The 17,109-nt window shown below is 65.7% G+C and carries 16 protein-coding genes; all 16 read left to right on the top strand.

The window, feature by feature from the left end:
• Positions 1-4: 4 nt before the first annotated feature.
• The 16 genes from THECO_RS15465 (at position 5) to THECO_RS15390 (ending at position 17,018) form a co-directional block, all read left to right on the top strand.
• Positions 5-1,195, top strand: a complete 1,191-nt coding sequence (locus tag THECO_RS15465) for a glycosyltransferase family 4 protein (RefSeq protein ID WP_015255969.1) — start codon at positions 5-7, stop codon at positions 1,193-1,195.
• On the top strand, positions 1,153-2,316 hold the full coding sequence (locus THECO_RS15460; protein ID WP_015255968.1) for a glycosyltransferase family 1 protein: 1,164 nt from the start codon (positions 1,153-1,155) through the stop codon (positions 2,314-2,316). Before THECO_RS15465 ends, THECO_RS15460 begins: the two co-directional genes overlap by 43 nt.
• A complete protein-coding gene (locus tag THECO_RS15455) occupies positions 2,313-3,425 on the top strand; it encodes a glycosyltransferase family protein (RefSeq protein ID WP_015255967.1) in 1,113 nt (370 codons plus the stop codon). Before THECO_RS15460 ends, THECO_RS15455 begins: the two co-directional genes overlap by 4 nt.
• Positions 3,422-4,342 (top strand): glycosyltransferase family 2 protein, encoded by a 921-nt coding sequence (locus THECO_RS15450; RefSeq protein WP_015255966.1) that lies wholly within the window; start codon positions 3,422-3,424, stop codon positions 4,340-4,342. Before THECO_RS15455 ends, THECO_RS15450 begins: the two co-directional genes overlap by 4 nt.
• Before the next feature lie 18 nt (positions 4,343-4,360).
• On the top strand, positions 4,361-5,446 hold the full coding sequence (locus tag THECO_RS15445; RefSeq protein WP_015255965.1) for an EpsG family protein: 1,086 nt from the start codon (positions 4,361-4,363) through the stop codon (positions 5,444-5,446).
• Between the two features lie 33 nt (positions 5,447-5,479).
• Positions 5,480-5,743, top strand: coding sequence for a hypothetical protein (locus THECO_RS15440; RefSeq protein ID WP_015255964.1), 264 nt, complete (start codon positions 5,480-5,482; stop codon positions 5,741-5,743).
• Positions 5,740-6,000, top strand: coding sequence for a hypothetical protein (locus THECO_RS15435; protein WP_157373590.1), 261 nt, complete (start codon positions 5,740-5,742; stop codon positions 5,998-6,000). The genes THECO_RS15440 and THECO_RS15435 overlap by 4 nt, the downstream gene beginning before the upstream one ends.
• Before the next feature lie 85 nt (positions 6,001-6,085).
• Positions 6,086-6,841 carry a glycosyltransferase family 32 protein gene (locus THECO_RS15430; RefSeq protein WP_015255963.1) on the top strand — a complete coding sequence of 252 codons (756 nt, stop codon included), beginning with the start codon at positions 6,086-6,088 and terminating at the stop codon, positions 6,839-6,841.
• 186 nt (positions 6,842-7,027) lie between these two features.
• Complete coding sequence (locus THECO_RS15425) at positions 7,028-8,233, top strand: nucleotidyltransferase domain-containing protein (protein WP_015255962.1); 1,206 nt, start codon at positions 7,028-7,030, stop codon at positions 8,231-8,233.
• A complete protein-coding gene (locus THECO_RS15420) occupies positions 8,230-9,462 on the top strand; it encodes a glycosyltransferase (RefSeq protein WP_015255961.1) in 1,233 nt (410 codons plus the stop codon). Before THECO_RS15425 ends, THECO_RS15420 begins: the two co-directional genes overlap by 4 nt.
• A gap of 13 nt (positions 9,463-9,475) precedes the next feature.
• Positions 9,476-10,498, top strand: a complete 1,023-nt coding sequence (locus THECO_RS15415) for a glycosyltransferase (RefSeq protein ID WP_015255960.1) — start codon at positions 9,476-9,478, stop codon at positions 10,496-10,498.
• Positions 10,499-10,524: 26 nt separating this feature from the next.
• Entirely contained in the window at positions 10,525-11,682 is a 1,158-nt protein-coding gene (locus THECO_RS15410) for a polysaccharide pyruvyl transferase family protein (RefSeq protein ID WP_015255959.1), read from the top strand.
• Positions 11,683-11,696: 14 nt separating this feature from the next.
• On the top strand, positions 11,697-12,947 hold the full coding sequence (locus tag THECO_RS15405) for a glycosyltransferase (RefSeq protein ID WP_332306816.1): 1,251 nt from the start codon (positions 11,697-11,699) through the stop codon (positions 12,945-12,947).
• Positions 12,905-14,257, top strand: a complete 1,353-nt coding sequence (locus tag THECO_RS15400) for a glycosyltransferase (RefSeq protein ID WP_015255957.1) — start codon at positions 12,905-12,907, stop codon at positions 14,255-14,257. The genes THECO_RS15405 and THECO_RS15400 overlap by 43 nt, the downstream gene beginning before the upstream one ends.
• Positions 14,254-15,453 carry a glycoside hydrolase family 88 protein gene (locus THECO_RS15395; RefSeq protein ID WP_015255956.1) on the top strand — a complete coding sequence of 400 codons (1,200 nt, stop codon included), beginning with the start codon at positions 14,254-14,256 and terminating at the stop codon, positions 15,451-15,453. The genes THECO_RS15400 and THECO_RS15395 overlap by 4 nt, the downstream gene beginning before the upstream one ends.
• Complete coding sequence (locus THECO_RS15390) at positions 15,450-17,018, top strand: lipopolysaccharide biosynthesis protein (protein ID WP_015255955.1); 1,569 nt, start codon at positions 15,450-15,452, stop codon at positions 17,016-17,018. The genes THECO_RS15395 and THECO_RS15390 overlap by 4 nt, the downstream gene beginning before the upstream one ends.
• Positions 17,019-17,109 lie beyond the last annotated feature (91 nt).

The raw sequence follows: 17,109 nt of genomic DNA, 5'->3' as shown, positions 1-17,109 counted from the left end.
ATCGATGGGTCAGCCCGCAGGCCGAATCCTGTTCTGCGCGACCGTCGCGCAGCACCTTGAGCGGTTCCACCAGCCCGTCATGCGATGGTTCAAGTCCCGGGGCTGGGAAGTGCACGCGGCCGCGGCCGGTCCGCTGGACCTGCCCTGGGCGGACCGCCGGTTTGACGTGCCGTTCAGCCGATCGCCGGCGAGGCTGACGAACGTCAGAGCCTACCGGGAGGTCCGGAGGATCATCGAGGAAGGCGGCTACCGGCTCATCCATTGCCATACGCCGACGGCCAGCGCCCTGACCCGGCTGGCGGCGCGCAGGGCGCGGCGCGGCGGCACACGGGTGCTCTATACGGCGCACGGGTTTCACTTCCAGGCGGGGGGCTCGAAGCTGAGCTGGATGCTCTATTACCCGCTGGAGCGGATGCTGGCCCGGCTGACCGACTGCCTGATCACGATCAACGAGGAAGACTTTCGGCTGGCGGCGGACAGACGTTTCCCGGCCGGCCGCATCGTCCGCGTGCACGGCGTCGGCGTCGATCTGGAGCGGTTCGCGCCGGCCGATGCCGAGACGCGCCGCGGCATGCGCCGGCGGCTCGGCTGCGGCATGGACGACCAGCTGCTCTTCTATGCGGCGGAATTCAACAAGAACAAAAATCAGCGGATGCTGATCGAAGCGCTTGCGCTTCTGAAAGACGAATTCCCCCGGGCGAGGCTGCTCCTGGCGGGCGACGGCCCGCTGCGCCCGGCCTGCGAGGCGCTCGCCGTGCGGCTCGGCGTCGGGGACCGGACCCATTTCCTGGGCTTCAGGCCGGACATCGCCGACTGGCTGCCGTCGCTGGATATCGCCGTTGCGTCAAGCTACCGGGAAGGGCTGCCGGTGAACGTGCTGGAGGCCATGGCCTGCGGGCTACCGGTCGTCGCGACCTCGAACCGGGGGCACCGGGAACTGGTGAACGACGGCCGCAGCGGCTGGCTCGTGCCGCCGGGAGATGCCCGGCAGATGGCCGACCGCATCCGTCGGCTGCTCCTGAATCCCCGCGACCGCGCGGCGTTCGGCGGCGCCGGCCGGGGGATCGTGTCCTCGGCGTACGGGCTGGACACGGTAATGGCGGAGATGCGTGCCATTTATGCTTCAATTCTGGGTGAAATGGAGATTGGTACATGGGCGCAGAGACAAGAGTCCTTCACGCCGTCGTCAACATGAACCGCGGCGGCGCGGAGACGCTGATCATGAATCTGTACCGGCGCATCGATCGGACGCGGGTGCAGTTCGACTTTTTGACCTGCCGCGAAGGCGAATTCGACGATGAGATTCGTTCCCTCGGCGGAAAGATCCACCGCATTCCCTGGATTACCGACGCCGGCCCCGTCGGCTATGTGCGGGCGCTGGATCAATTTTTTGCCGGGGACGGGCGGCGGTACGGCATCGTGCATGCGCACATGGACCGAATGAGCGGCTGGGTGCTGAGGGCCGCCCGCCGCGCAGGCGTTCCCGTACGGATCGCGCACAGCCACAGCACGAAGGTGGAAGGCGGCGCGCTGGCGCGGCTGTACAAATGGGCGTCGGGAAGGCTGATCGACCCGAACGCCACCGACCGGTTTGCCTGCTCGGAAGCGGCGGCCGTCTCGCTGTTCGCGCATCGCGCCGGAGAGGCGAAACTTATCCGCAACGCCGTCGATTGCGGCGCCCTTGCCTTCGATCCGGATGTCCGGCGCGCGGTGCGGGCCGAACTGGGCCTTCTTCCCGGACAGCTCGCCGTCTGCCATGTCGGGCGATTTCACCCGGCGAAAAATCATGCGTTCCTGATCGATCTGTTCGCCGGGCTGACGGAGGAGCGGCCGGATGCGGTGCTGCTGCTCATGGGGGACGGACCGCTCAAGAAGGATATCGTCCGCCGAATCGAAGCGGCGTCGCTTGAAAGCCGTGTTCGTCTTCTCGGCGTGCGCGGCGACATCGCGCGGCTGCTTGCGGCCATGGACGTCATGGTGTTCCCGTCGCTCCACGAAGGTTTGCCGGTGGCGCTGATCGAGGCGCAGAGCGCGGGACTTCCGTGCGTCGTCTCGGATCGGGTGACGGAAGAGGCCGACCTCAAGATCGGGCTGGTGACGCGCATTCCGCTGGAAGCTCCGGCGGATCGCTGGATTCGCGCGATCAAGGAAGCGGCGGCCATAGCGGATGCGGTTCACGTGCGCAGGGAGGCGGCGGAGCAGGTGCGCAGGCGCGGCTACGATATCGGCGCTGTGGCGGCTGAACTGGCCGATTATTACGGACAAGCCTTCCTCCGCCAGACGTCCGGTCCGACGGAGACGAGGAGGATCGTATGATGAAGTTGCATTGCCGGATGCGGCTTGGCTCAGTATCACAGCATCTCTATCAGATCATTGCCGGGTTCGAACTGTTGGCGCGGCACGGCGTCATCGAGCTTGTGATCGAGCGGCAGGCGAAAGGGGCGTGCGCGGAGCCGATTCCCGTCAACATGCTGGAAGTCACGCTGAACCGTGAAATCCGGCTGCTCTATGACCTGAACGACGGCTACGACAACCTGGTCGAGGAGCCCGAGCGGCTGTACGGACCGCTGCTCCGGCGCTACGATATCTGCTTCAAGCGCAGTTTCAGCGCGGTGCGCAACGCCCGGCTCACGCACGGTGAAAAGATCCGCCCGCTGGGACTGAACTACATGGTGACGATTCCGGGCAGCGTCGCGCATTGGCCGATGCCGCTCGATCATCCGATCGAGAAGATGAAGAAGCTGATCCGGATGCTGCCGCTGACCGTGCATTACTACGGCTGGTATACCGTCGAGAAGTTCGAGGACGAGCCGCGGCCGGAGGAACTGCCTCGTGTTTTGTTCATGGCGCGGATGTGGGATGTGCGGGGGGATTCCCCCGACATGCATCTTCCGGAGACGAAGCGGGAGGAGCGGCATTACATCAACGAGCAGCGCGCGCGCACGATCCGCCTGTGCCGGGAGGCGTTCGGCAGCCTGTTCCATGGCGGCGTCGCGCCGACCCCGTTCGCTGCCGAACATTATCCCGATCTCGTGATCGCCGACCGGCGGGAGGTCAGCCGGCGCGCCTACCTGAAGCGGATGAAGCGGTCGTCGATCTGCATCGCCACGATGGGACTGCATCAGTCGGTCGGCTGGAAGTTCGCCGAATACGTGGCCGCCTCCAAGGCGATCGTGACGGAGACGCTGCATTACGAAGTGCCGGGCGTCTTCGGCGAGAACCGCAACTATCTGTCGTTCCGCACGCCGGAGGAATGCGTCGAGGCCGTCGCCAGACTGATCCGGGACGAGCGGCTCCGGATGCATCTCATGCAGAACAACTACAACTATTACCGGCGCCATGTGCGGCCCGACCGGCTCGTGCTGAACAGCCTGATGGCGGCCGTGGAGCCTTCCCGGCAGGAGACGGGGGTGCTCGTCCAATGAACCGTGATACGGGGAAGCCGACGCTGACGGTGTTCACGCCGACCTTCAACCGGGCGTATGTCCTGCCCCGGTGCTACGAGAGCCTGAAGCGGCAGACGTCGAAGGATTTCGTCTGGCTGGTCATCGACGACGGATCGACGGACAACACGGCCGAACTGGTGCGCGGCTGGATGGCGGAGGGCGAGATCGCGATCCGCTACCATTACCAGGAGAACCGGGGGATGCACGGCGCGCACAACGCGGCCTATGAGCTGATCGACACGGAACTGAACGTCTGCATCGATTCGGACGACGACATGCCGGAAGACGCGGTGGAGAAAATCGTCGCGTTCTGGCGCAAATACGGAAGCGATGATTATGCGGGCATCGTTGGGCTGGACGCGGACCGGGACGGGAACATCATCGGCGACCGGCTGCCGGAAGGCATGACCGCCTGTACGCTGTTCGGCCTGCATGCGGTCCATCGGGTGCGGGGGGACAAGAAACTGGTGTACCGGACCGATCTGGTGAAGGCCGTTCCGCCGTATCCCGTTTTTCCCGGTGAAAAATACTGCCCGCTCAGTTACAAGTACGTGCTGATCGACCGGATCCGGCCGCTGCTGCTCATGAACGAGGTGCTCTGCCGCGTCGAATATTTGCCCGACGGGTCGAGCCTCAACATGATTCACCAATACCGGCGCAACCCACGGGGATTCGCCTTCTTCCGGCGGACGGCGATGGAGGTGGCGCCGACCTGGAAGCAGCGGTTCCGCGAAGCGGTGCATTACGTGTCGAGCTGCCTGATGGCGGGCGGACGCGGCATGCTGCGCGATTCGCCGCGCAAAGGGCTGACGCTTCTCGCCATTCCGCCCGGCGTGCTCCTGTATCTGTACATCCGGAGCACCCGCAGGTCGGCGCCGGTGACGGCCGGTCGTTGAGACGGGAGGCGCATGGTGATGACTGTCCTGTGGCTCAATCTGCTGTTCGTATTCGTCTGCGCGGCGCTCGCCCGCATGGCGCCGCTGGCGCGGCAGCCCGGGATGCTTGCGCCGGAGGGCGGCCCCGCGCCCGTGCCGAAGCCCAACAAGCTGCTCGTGGCGGCCGCCGCGGCAAGTTTCGTGCTCGTGTCCGGGCTGCGCAACAATATCGGCGATACACCGTTCTACATGCTCAATTACTATCTGCTGAATCCGACGTTCGAGGGATTCAGCTTCGAGGGCGACTTCGGCTTCAGCGTGCTGTCGATCGTATTGAAGAAGCTGACCCCCGACCCGCAGGCTTTGGTTTTTGTGACGGCATTCGTGACGAATGTGCTCATCGTGACGGGGCTGTACCGGTATTCGCGGATGATCGAGGTGAGCCTGTTCCTGTACATTACGACCGGCATGTTCACCGTCTCGATGAACGGCATTCGTCAGTATCTCGCCGCGGCCATCCTGTTTGCCGGCACGCACTGGCTCATCCGGGGGGACTGGCGGCGGTATTTTCTGATCGTTCTGCTCGCGGCGACGTTTCACAACACGGCGATCATCATGCTGGGCGTCTATTTTCTGGTGCGGAGGCGGGCTTGGACGAAAACGACGATGCTGCTGCTCGCCCTGGCCGTGCTTGCCGCCATCGGATTCGACCAATTTTTCGGCGTCTTGCTCATTCTGATTGAAGGCAGCCATTACACGATATACGGGCAGTTCGACGAAGGCGGCGCGAATATCATACGGGTCGCCGTCACAGGTGCTCCTCTGCTCGTCGCGTTCCTCGGCCGGCACAAGCTGCGCAGCATCTGGCCCGAGAGCGATCTTTTCGTCAACATGACGATGCTGGGGTTCCTGTTCATGGTCATTTCGGTTAACAACTGGATTTTCGCGCGGTTCAACATTTATTTCGGCCTGTACAGTCTGGTGCTGTGTTCGTGGATCATTCCGCTGTTTGCGGAACGGTATCGGAAATTGGCCTATTACGGGCTTCTGGTGCTCCATCTGATGTATTTCTACTATGAGCACGTCGTGGCGCTGGGGCTCCAATATCGGAGCGATTATCTGTAACGGCTGCGGTGACAGGCCGGAGGTGACTTGTCAATGTCCTATGACGGCCGGGCAGAGGCGGCGGGCGTATCCGGCGGGCCGGTCGTTGTCCTGCACGTCGTGCCGGGTATCTCGGCGGAAGGAATCGGGACATTTGTCCTCAATATGCTGGAGCATCTTGATCGAAGCAAGACGAAGGTGCTGCTGGCCGTCACGACGGATCGGGAGCAGCTTCACGAAAGCCGGGTGCGGGAACTGGGAGCGGAAGGCGGGAAGGGCTGGGCATCGCGCTTATCGAGGCACAGGCTTGCGGCGTGAAGTGTTTCGTCTCGGACATGGTTCCTGCCGAAGCGGACCTCGGGCTTTGCGTCTTCCTTCCGCTCGGGCAGAATGAAGTTTACTGGGCGGAGCGGATCTGCGAGCGGCTCAAGGCGGGCGGCGGCGGGCTTGCGCTCGATCCGGAGCGGGCAGCCCGGTACGACATCCGGAGCACCGTCCGGGAACTGGAGACGATCTGGCAGGCGAGACGCGGAAAGGCCGGGGGCGGCATTTCGGAAGGCGGATTGCAGGCGTGAAGGCGAGACGTGTGCGGGGCGGCGGACCTCTTTTTTTCACGGATGATGCTGCTGCCGCACGGGGGTACGGAAAGGAGTGGCGCAAGTGGAGGGCAAAGCGGCGGACGGATGCCGGATTCCGAAGGTGCTGCATTATTGCTGGTTTGGACGGGGGGACAAGCCGAGGCTGGTGCGGAAATGCATGCGAAGCTGGCGGCGCCATCTCGGCGATTACGAGTGGATCGAATGGAATGAAGACAACTTCGATGTGGGCGCCCATCCGTATGTCCGGGAAGCGTACGAAGCGGGAAAATACGCGTTCGTCAGCGATTACGTGCGGCTCCACGCGCTGCTGAAGCACGGCGGCATCTACCTTGACACCGACGTCGAAGTGCTCCGGCCGCTTGCGCCTCTGCACAAGCACCGCGCGTTCACCGGTTTCGAGGACGGCATCTATCTCCAGTCCGGCACGCTCGGCGCGGAGCCGGGACATCCGTGGATCGCGGCGCTGCTCCGCGATTACGAGGGCAGGCGGTTCCGTCAGCCGGACGGCAGTTTCGACATGACGACAAACACGTCCGCCATGACGCAGCTCAGCGAAGCGATCGGCCTGAAGCGGGACGGCAGCTTCCAGACGCTTCCGGACGGCGTGGCCGTCTATCCTCGCAGCTACTTCAGCCCGTACGATTATATCGACGGCCGCAGCTTCCTGACCGCAGAGAGCTACACGATTCACCATTTCTCGCAGTCGTGGCTGCCCGCGCATGTGCGGCTGCGCACCGGGGCGAAGCGCATCGTGGGCCGTGTGGCGGGGCCGGCGGTGATCGGCGGGCTGCGGCAGCTGTTCGGCCGGAATGTGTGAGCCGGCGCTTCTGACGGAACGTGATTCCGTCAGCGTGGGGCGACGGGGCTGCGCAGCTGCGGCATACCGGGCTTACGGTTCCAACCGCCGTGAATTGACAGATCGGACCATGGGTGTTAATGTTAAGTTATGTTCATTATAAAGAACGACACCAGTCTAAATAGTGAACATCTGGAGGAGAGGGCGTTGCCTTCGAAACGGTTTCCGCGTTGGGACACCTCATCGTTCCCGGAGGAGCTCAAGGTGATGCTCGAGCTGCTGCGCGACCGGCGTCCCCCGGCGGTCTGTCCGGAACCGGATCCGTCCGACGGGTTCGACTGGGAGCGGTTCGCGTCGCTTGCCGTCCATCACCGGGTCTATCCGCTTGTCGTCAAGCGGCTCAAGCAAGGGTTGCAGGCGGATATGCCGCAGCATGTGCTGCAGCGGCTGGAAGCGCAGTGCCGCGACAACACGCTCCGCATGCTGCATCTGTGCGGCGAGACGAGCCGCATCGTCAGCCTGTTCCGCGATCGCGACATCCGCATGCTCGTGCTGAAAGGGCCGGCGCTGTCGCTCGATCTGTACGGGGATCTGGCGATCCGGCCGTCGGGCGATGTCGACCTGCTCGTGCCGCTTTCCGACATCGGCGAAGCCGACCGGCTGCTCCAGATGCTGGGCTACGTGAAGGACGATTACATCCGCACCGTGCTGGGCGATTGGCGCTGGCGCCACCATCACTACGCCTTCGTCCATCCGCAGACCGGCTCGAAAATCGAGCTCCACTGGCGGATGCATCCGTGGCCCGCGCGGGAACCATCCTTCGACGCGCTGTGGGCGCGCCGCCGGACAATGATGATCGGCGGCCGGCCCGTCGACCTGCCCGGGCTGGAGGACACGTTCCTGTTCCTGGCATCGCACGGCGCCCGCCACGGCTGGTCGCGCCTCCGCTGGCTGCTCGACATCGACCGGATTGCGCGGCTGCCGCTGCGCTGGGACCGGGTCGCCGCCGAAATGCGGCGCCTGGATTGCGGGCACATCGGCGGGCAGGCCTTGCAGCTTGCGGCCGGCCTGCTCGGCACGCCGATACCGGAAAGCGCCAGGCAGGCATCGAACCATCCGCGGGCGCGCGAGCTGGCGGAAGAAGCGCTGTTCTACATCGGCCGCGTCATCAACCTGCACAGCCCGCCGCTGCCGCCGGAGGTGGCGCGCCATCACAGCCGGCATCTGCTGAATCTGATGACAATGCGCCAGCGGCTCTTGTTCCGGCTCAGCTACCTGCATCCGTACCATGCGGACGCGGAAGCGCTGCCGCTTCCGAAGCCGCTGCATTTTCTGTATTACCCGCTCAGGCCGGTCATCTGGATGTGGCGGAAAATGCGGGTGCCCGTCCAGTCGGGAGGCGACTCGGCGTGAAGAAGCGGGTGCTCATCACCCTGTACGACATGGAGATCGGCGGGATCGAGCGGAGCCTGGTCAACATGCTGGAGCATTTCGACTACGACCGGTACGAGGTCGACCTGCTCGTCTTCCGGCATACCGGCGAACTGCTGCCGATGCTGACGGACCGCGTCCGCCTGCTGCCCGAGGAGAGGGGGCTGGCCGCGTACCGCAAGTCCATCGTCGAATGCGTGAAGGACGGGCAGCTGCTCTCGGCGATCGTCCGGATGGGCTGCAAATACGGCTCGCGGCTGAAGGCGCTCCGCCATCCCGTGAACCGACGGGACGCCGGCGCCGGCTACATCCAGATGCAGCTTGTCTCGAAATATATGGCGCGGATCCAGCCGCGCCGCCGCGAGCGCTACCACGCCGCGATCAGCTTCTCATGGCCGCATGACTACACGGCCCGCAACGTCCGCGCCGACGTGAAGATTGCCTGGATCCATACGGACTACTCCGTGCTTGCTGTCGACCGTGAACTGGATCTGAACATGTGGCAGTCGTTCGATTTTCTCGCCTCCGTGTCCCCCGCCTGCACCCGCTCGTTTCTGAGCCGGTATCCGGAGCTGGAGGGCCGGGTTGTCGAGATCGAGAACATCCAGTCGCCGTCGTTCGTCCGCGCCATGGCCGATGAAGGCGGCGTGCCGCCCGAAATGGCGGACGATCCGGAAGACGGCGCGGGGGAGAAGCCGTTCCGCATCGTCTCCGTCGGCCGGCTGTCGTATGCCAAAGGCTTCGACCTGGCGGCCCGGGCGCTCCGGCTGCTGCACGACCGCGGGCTTGCGCACATCCGCTGGTACATCGTCGGATTCGGCAGCATGGAGGCGGAATTGAAGGAACTGGCGGCGGAGCTGGGGCTTCGGGACAGTTTTCGGCTGCTCGGCAAAAAAGCGAACCCGTACCCCTACATGAAAGCGGCCGACCTGTACGTCCAGCCGTCGCGCTACGAAGGCAAGGCGGTCGTCGTCACCGAGGCGCAGATACTCGGCAAGCCGGTGCTTGTCGCGGATTATCCGACGGCGGCGAGCCAGGTGACGGACGGCGTCGACGGGTACATCTGCCCGTCCGGACCGGAAGGCCTCGCGGATGCGATCGAGCGGCTGGTGCGGGACCGCGGGGCGCTCGACCGGGTCGCCGAAGGCGCGCGTCGGCGCGACTACGGCAACGCGGACGAGCTCAAGAAACTGTATCACATGATGGCGTGAGGGTGGCCGCAAAGTGGAAGTCAGTGTCATCGTGCCGGTGTACAACGCGGAAGCGCATCTGGAAAGCTGCATCGCCTCGCTGCGCGCGCAGACGCTGGAAGCGTGCGAGTTTATTTTCGTGAACGACGGATCGACGGACGGCAGCCGGCGGATCATCGAGCGGCACGCCGAGCTGGACGACCGGATCGTGTTGATCGACCAGCCGAACCGCGGCGTCAGCGCGGCCCGCAACGCGGGGCTTCAGGCCGCCGCCGGCCGCTACGTCGGCTTCGTCGACGCGGATGACGAAGTCGCGCCGGAATTCTACGAGACGCTGCTGGGTGCGGCGGAGCGTCACGGCTGCGACGCGGTGATCGCGGAGTTCGCGGAAGGCGAGGCGGGCCGCCCGGCCGCCTATCCGTTCCCGGCCGGCGTCACGCTCGACCGCTCCTGCATCACGAACCGGCTGCTGCCCTATTTCGTGGAGTCGGACCGCTGCAACTCGGTCTGCAACAAGCTGTACCGGATGAGCGCCGTGCGCCGCTCCGGCGCTTTGTTTCCCCGCGGCGTGGCGCTCGGCGAGGACGGCTGGTTCAACATGCTGTTTTTCGCCGCGGCGGAATCGGCCGTTTATCTCCGATACTGCGGCTACCGCTACCGTGAAACGGAGGGCAGCGCGACCCGGCGATGGCTCGACCGGGACTACTTCGCCAGGGCGCTGGAAGTGTACCGCGCGGAGCTGCCGCCGATCTATGCGAAGCTGATGGATGAGCGCGAGCTCGAGGTCCGCCGCTCGGCGAAGCTGATCCGCAGCGTGCTGGCGTACATCTACGTTTACTGCCGGCCGGCCGTCGGACTGACGCCCGCGGAGCGGCTGCGGAAGGTGCGCCGGATGATCGGCCATCGCGATGTGCGGCGGGCGCTGGACGTGTACCGCGCCGCGTTCGGCGGCGCGGCGGGCCGCTACGAGCGCCTCATGCTGGGGCTCATGAAGCGGCGCTCGGCACTCGGGTTGTACTGCGCCGCTACCTGGAGCCGGCTGCGGAGCGGAGAATGACCAGCCGGACGGGAGGAATGATCGGGATGAATGTACTCATGTTCGCGCACGGCGGAAGTCTGAACCGGGGATGCGAAGCGATCGTCCGGTCGTCGGCCGCCCTCATCCAGTCGCGGATTCGCGGCGCGAAGGTGCTGCTGGCGTCCGAGCGTCCGGAGACGGACCGCGGGCTGAACGTTGCGGCGGTGTTTGACGGTTCGGCGCGGAAGCTGCGCAAGTATTCGCCGGAATGGATCGTATCGTCCGTCCGGGTCAAATTGCTGGGCGACGAGTCGTACGCGCTCGGCCGCATCCACCGCAACGTCATCCGGCGGATCAAGGACGCGGACGTCTGCTTGTCGATCGGCGGCGACAACTATTGCTACGGTGAACAACCGGGCTGGTACGAAGTCGATCGCCGGGTCAAAAAGATGGGCCGCAAACTCGTGCTCTGGTGCTGCTCCATCGGCGAGGAGGATCTGTCCGAGCGGAAACTGGAGGATCTGCGGCGGTTCGACCTCATTCTGGCGCGGGAGACGCTGACATACGATGTGCTGCGGAACTGCGGATTGGACAATGTCCGGCTGGTCGCCGACCCGGCGTTCACGCTTCCGGGCATCCGGCTTCCGCTGCCGCCGGGCTGGAAGGAAGGCGACACGATCGGCGTCAACATGAGCCCGCTCGTGGCGGGGCGCAACCCGGCCGCGCTGGAGGCCGTGCGCGGGTTGATCCGTCATGTGCTGGAGACGACGGATTCGGCGATCGCGCTTACGCCGCACGTGATCGAGCACGGCAACAGCGACCTCGACACGCTGCGGCCGCTGTATGAGGAATTCAAGGCGTCGCGGCGGGTGCTGCTTCTGCCGGGCGATCTGAACGCCATGCAGGTGAAAGGCTATATCGCGCGCATGCGCTTCTTCATCGGCGCCCGGACGCACGCGACGATCGCCGCCTATTCCAGCGGCGTGCCGACGATCGTGCTCGGATACAGCGCGAAGTCGAAAGGCATCGCGCGCGATCTGTTCGGCCGGGAGCGGCTCGTGATCGACACCCGCGTGGCGGCGAACCCCGCCGCCGCGCTGATCGAAGCTTTCAAGGAAGCGGTCGCGGAAGAAGAGGCGCTTCGCGGCCGTCTGGCGGACGTCATCCCGCGCATCCAGGCGATGTCGCGCAGGTCGGCCGATTATCTGGCCGATCTGGCATGAGGGGCGCGGCTGCCGTGAACAAGAAGAAGCTGCTGTTCATCATGCCGAGTCTCGCCGCGGGCGGCGGAGAGAAGGCCCTCGTCAATTTGCTGGGCCGGCTCGACTACGGCCGGTACGAGGTCGATCTGTTCCTGCTCGATCACGGCGGATTGTTCATGGACCTGCTGCCGCCGGAAGTGCGCGTGCTGCCCTGGCCCGGTCGCTACGAGCGGTTCCGGCAGCCCGTCCTGCGCTCCGTGCTGTCGTCGCTGCGCGCGGGCGACCCCGGGCTTGCGGCCAGCCGCCTCCTGTATGCGGCGCGCAGCCGGATCGGGAGCACGGCGTCTGTGCGCGAGCAATACGGCTGGCGTTACCTGCGCCGGGCCCTGGCGTCCGCCGTCCCCGGCCGATACGACGCGGCCGTCGGCTTCCTGGAGAAGACGTCGACCTATTTCTGCGTCGATCTGGTGCAGGCGGAGCGGAAGATCGGATGGATCCACATCGATTACGACCGGCTCGGCATGGACCCGGCGTTCGACGACCCGTACTTCGGGAGGCTGGACCATCTCGTAACGGTGTCGGAGGAGTGCGCGGCGGTGCTGAAGATGCGTTTTCCCCGGCACCGGGACAAAATCCGCGTCATTCACAACATCGTCTCCCCCGGAACGATCCGGCGGATGGCGGAGGCGGAGACGGGCGACCTGTACGGGCGGCGGGAAGGCGAGACGATCATCGTGTCCGCCGGACGGCTCCATCCGCAGAAAGGATTCGATATGGCGATCGACGCCTGCAAGCTGCTGGCGGAGCAGGGGCGGCGGGTGCGCTGGTTCGTGCTCGGCGAAGGCGACGAGCGGGAGCGGCTGACGAAGTTGATCCGGGAGCGGGGGCTCGAGGAGCAATTTATCCTGCTCGGGGTAAAGGCGAATCCGTACCCGTACATGCGCCAGGCGGACATCTATGTGCAGCCGTCGCGGTTCGAGGGGAAGCCGATTGCGGTCGATGAAGCGAAAATGCTCGGCCTGCCGATCCTCGTCACCGACTACCGGGCGGCGGGGGGCCAGATCGTGCACGGGGAGAACGGGCTGATCGCGGCGATGGAGCCGGGGGCGATCGCCGAGGGAATCGCGCGGCTGATGGACGATCCGGCGCTGGCGGAGCGGCTCAGGCGGAATCTGGCGCTTGAACCGCTCGGCACGGAAGACGAAGTGCGCAAGTTCGAAGCGCTGCTGGAAGGAGAATCGGAATGGACGGCCGGAAGCGGAAAACAAGCCTCTTGTTCGTCATGAATCATCTGCATTGCGGCGGCGCGGAACGGGCGCTCGTCTCGCTGCTCGGCGCCCTCGATTACGACAAGTACGAGGTCGATTTGCTGCTGTTCAAGCGGGAAGGGGTATTTCTCGCCAGCCTGCCGCCGGAGGTCAGGGTGCTGGAGGAGCCGTGCGCCTACCGGCTGTTCGACATGCCGATCGAGCGGGCGCTGGGCAAGGCGCTGCGCTCGGGCCGGCCCGACCATGCCCTTGCGCGCCTGATCGCGGGAGCGATCATCCGGACGGAACCGCTGCCGGCGCGCAGCGACCAGCGGATCTGGCGGTACATGGCCTGGTGCCTGCCTTCACCGGCGAAGCGGTACGACTGCGCGATCGGCTTCCTCGAGCGGGGGCCGATCTATTATGTGCTGGACAAGGTCAAGGCGGAGCGGAAGATCGGGTGGATCCACATCGACTACGACCGGCTCGGCATGGACCCGGCGTTCGACGACTCGTACTTCGGGAGGCTGGACCATCTCGTGACGGTGTCGGAGGAGTGCGCGGCGGTGCTGAAGATGCGTTTTCCCCGGCACCGGGACAAAATCCGCGTCATTCACAACATCGTCTCCCCCGGAACGATCCGGCGGATGGCGGAGGCGGAGACGGGCGACCTGTACGGGCGGCGGGAAGGCGAGACGATCATCGTGTCCGCCGGACGGCTCCATCCGCAGAAAGGATTCGATATGGCGATCGACGCCTGCAAGCTGCTGGCGGAGCAGGGGCGGCGGGTGCGCTGGTTCGTGCTCGGCGAAGGCGACGAGCGGGAGCGGCTGACGAAGTTGATCCGGGAGCGGGGGCTCGAGGAGCAATTTATCCTGCTCGGGGTAAAGGCGAATCCGTACCCGTACATGCGCCAGGCGGACATCTATGTGCAGCCGTCGCGGTTCGAGGGGAAGCCGATTGCGGTCGATGAAGCGAAAATGCTCGGCCTGCCGATCCTCGTCACCGATTACCGGGCGGCGGGGGGCCAGATCGTGCACGGGGAGAACGGGCTGATCGCGGCGATGGAGCCGGGGGCGATCGCCGAGGGAATCGCGCGGCTGATGGACGATCCGGCGCTGACGGAGCGGCTCAGGCGGAATCTGGCGCTTGAACTGCTCGGCACGGAAGACGAAGTGCGCAAGTTCGACGAACTGACCGGCACCGGCGAGTTGGCGGGAGCGGACAGGCTTGCGGTGCCGGCGGAAGCATCGGCGTCCGGCGAACCGGTCGGAGCCGCGGGTTCGGCAGGTTCATCCGGTGCAGGTTCCCGAACGGCGGTACTGGCGGAGGGAAGCGGCGGACGATGAATGCGATACTCTTCGGAACATCTTCGGCGATCGCGCTGGCCGCGCTGGCCTCGGCGGCGGTCGATCTGACGCCGGCGGCGTCCGCGTGGGTGCAGCGGATCGGCATCGGCCGGTTCCCGGACGAGGCGGCGTGGCGGGATGCGGCGGCGGAGCGCGCGATGAAGTGGCTGCTCCGGACGCCGACGGTTCGCCTGACCGACCAGACGCGCCTGCTCTGGCTCGACATGCTGCGCGGGGAATACCGCCGCGCGGCGATCCAGCATTGGCAGGAAGCGGCGCTGGTGCTCGGGCTGACCGAGCTGGCGGGTTTCGGGACGGCGGCATCGGGTGTTGACGTGCCGGCCGCGCGGTTCAGCTCCCGCATGCGGGCCGTGCTCGGCCGCTTCTTCTCCCGAAAGTTCGACGAGAGCGGCGGATGGCGGGAGCAGCCGGAGCAGGTCGACGCGGCGATGCTCGCCTGGGCGGTAATGGCGTCCGGCTTGGAGCCGGACCGCTATAGGCGGGCGTTCGAGCAGACGGCGGAGCTCGTGCTGCGGCACGTCGGCGGCTACCGCTACGTCGACACGATCGGGCTCGTCTGCCCGTTCCTTGCCGCGTACGGCCTGACTTACGGCCGGGAAGACTGTGTTGACCTTGCGGTCCGGCAGATTGACGCGTACGACCGGCACGGGATGCATCCCGATCTGCATCTGCCGTACCACGCGTACGCCGCCGGGGACGGCCGGCCGCTCGGCCTGTGCGGCTGGGGCCGCGGGCTCGCCTGGTACGCGATCGGCCTCGCCGACGTGTGGCGGCTGCTGCCGGCGTCCGACCGGCGCAAGGCGGAGCTGGAGGCGCGCGTGGCGAAGCTCGCGCAGGCGGCCGCCCGGTTCCAGCAGCCCGACGGCAGCTGGCGGTGGACGGTGACCCGGCCCGAGACGCGGGCCGACTCATCCGTCACCGCGGCGCTGGCGTGGTTCCTGCTGCGGGCGGCGGCCGCCTCCGGCGCGCCGGGAGACGCGCGCGAGCGGGCCCGGCGGGCGCTCGCGTACCTGCGCGGCGTGACAAGGCGCAGCGGCGCGATCGACTTCGCGCAGGGCGACACGCGCGACATCGGCGTGTACGCGCAGCGGTTCGACGTGCTGCCGTTCGCGCAGGGCTTCGCCCTCCGCGCGGCGGCTGCCGCGCAAGAACCGGAACAGGGGCGGCGGGCATGAGGACCCGGTACGCCTTCTTCAACATCGCCGCAGGGCTCGGCAACCAGCTCGTCATCACCGCGCTCAGCTTCCTGTCCCGCACCGTTTTCATCCACAGCCTGGGCGTCGAATACCTCGGCGTCAACGCGCTGTTCACGAGCATGCTCGCGATGATCTCGCTTGCCGAGGCCGGCATCGGCGCCAGCATCACGTACCAGCTCTACAAGCCGGTCGCGCAGGACGACCGCCCGCGCATCCTCGGCCTCATGCGGCTGTACCGGAGAGCTTACGCCGCCATCGCGCTCGTCGTGCTGGCGCTCGGCCTGCTCGTGCTGCCGCTGCTGCCGGTTGTGGTGCGGGATTCCGGGGTGGAGCACCTCGAGCTGGTCTATGTGCTGTTCGTGCTCAACACGGCGCTGCCCTATTTTTTCATTCACCGGCATTCGTTCCTGAACGTCAATCAGAAGAACTACATCGTAACGCTGTCGTTCACCGGCGCGACGGCGGCGGCGACGCTGCTGAAAATTCTGGTGCTGATTGAAACGGGCAGCTACATGCTGTACCTGCTCACCGAGTGCGGCATCACGCTCGCGGCGACGATCGGCGTGGCGGTTGCGGCGGGGCGGATGTACCCGTACCTGCGCTCGAAGGAAGCGGCGCCGATTGATCCGGAGACGAAGCGCGAGCTGAAGACGAACGTGAAGGCCATTTTGCTGCAAAATGTCGGGTCGTACTTCATCTTCGGCGCGGAGAGCCTCGTGATCTCGTCGTTCGTCAGCGTCATCGCCGTCGGATTGTATTCGAACTACAAAATGCTGATCGACATCAGCCGGAATTTCATCTATCAGATCTCGAACAATCTGTACCACAGCGTCGGCAACCTGGTCGCGCAGGAGAGCAGGGAGCGGATCTACGCCGTTTTCCGCGGCATGCAGCTCATGAATTTCTGGCTCTATTCGTGCGCGGCCATCGTGCTGTACGCCGTGATCGAGCCGTTCATCCGGGCGTGGATCGGCGGCGCCTATGTCATGGAAGCGGCGGTGCCGGCATTGCTGCTGCTCCTGTTCTTCGAACGGGGGATGCGCAACGCCGTCGCCACGGTGAAGACGACGGCCGGCATTTTCCGCGAGGACCGGTATGCGCCGCTGCTGCAAGCCGCCGTCACCCTCGGCGGTGCGGTCGCGCTGGTCGGGCCGCTCGGCATTTCCGGCGTCTTCCTCGGCTCGCTGATCGGCGCGCTCGCCATTCCGTTCTGGCTGACGCCGTATTGGGTGTACCGGAAAGTGTTCAAACTGCCGTTGCGGCGCTATTTCGCCGTCTACGCCCGCTATGTTGCCGTCGGCGGCGCGGCGTGCGCGGCCGTGCTGCTGGTGTGCCGTTTCCTGCCGGCGGACGGTTGGACGGCGGTTGCTGCGCGTCTGGCGGCCGCGCTGGCGGTGCCGAACCTGCTCTACTGGGCGCTGTTCAGGCGGCTGGAGGAGTTCGCCGTGCTGGCCGGCGCCGCCCGGCGGATTGCGGAGATGCTCGCGGGCCGGCTCCGTCCCGGGGCGGGACGGGCGGGGAGTGAAGCGAAGCAGACGCAATGAAGTTTCGCCGCGTGGACAGGAGTAAAGTTTTTTAACCGTCCCCTCGGGCGACGGCGTTCTCCTTGACATGTTCATTATAAAGAACTATAAT

Source organism: Thermobacillus composti KWC4, assembly GCF_000227705.2.
GTDB lineage: Bacteria > Bacillota > Bacilli > Paenibacillales > Paenibacillaceae > Thermobacillus > Thermobacillus xylanilyticus.
This window is presented reverse-complemented; position numbering and strand designations above follow the sequence as displayed.

What these genes read in the sequence shown, in the direction of transcription:
- THECO_RS15465 (WP_015255969.1), top strand. Translation starts at nt 5, where the DNA reads ATGGGTCAGCCCGCAGGCCGAATCCTGTTCTGCGCGACCGTCGCGCAG.
- THECO_RS15460 (WP_015255968.1), top strand. Translation starts at nt 1,153, where the DNA reads ATGGGCGCAGAGACAAGAGTCCTTCACGCCGTCGTCAACATGAACCGC.
- THECO_RS15455 (WP_015255967.1), top strand. Translation starts at nt 2,313, where the DNA reads ATGATGAAGTTGCATTGCCGGATGCGGCTTGGCTCAGTATCACAGCAT.
- THECO_RS15450 (WP_015255966.1), top strand. Translation starts at nt 3,422, where the DNA reads ATGAACCGTGATACGGGGAAGCCGACGCTGACGGTGTTCACGCCGACC.
- THECO_RS15445 (WP_015255965.1), top strand. Translation starts at nt 4,361, where the DNA reads ATGACTGTCCTGTGGCTCAATCTGCTGTTCGTATTCGTCTGCGCGGCG.
- THECO_RS15440 (WP_015255964.1), top strand. Translation starts at nt 5,480, where the DNA reads ATGTCCTATGACGGCCGGGCAGAGGCGGCGGGCGTATCCGGCGGGCCG.
- THECO_RS15410 (WP_015255959.1), top strand. Translation starts at nt 10,525, where the DNA reads ATGAATGTACTCATGTTCGCGCACGGCGGAAGTCTGAACCGGGGATGC.
- THECO_RS15400 (WP_015255957.1), top strand. Translation starts at nt 12,905, where the DNA reads ATGGACGGCCGGAAGCGGAAAACAAGCCTCTTGTTCGTCATGAATCAT.
- THECO_RS15395 (WP_015255956.1), top strand. Translation starts at nt 14,254, where the DNA reads ATGAATGCGATACTCTTCGGAACATCTTCGGCGATCGCGCTGGCCGCG.
- THECO_RS15390 (WP_015255955.1), top strand. Translation starts at nt 15,450, where the DNA reads ATGAGGACCCGGTACGCCTTCTTCAACATCGCCGCAGGGCTCGGCAAC.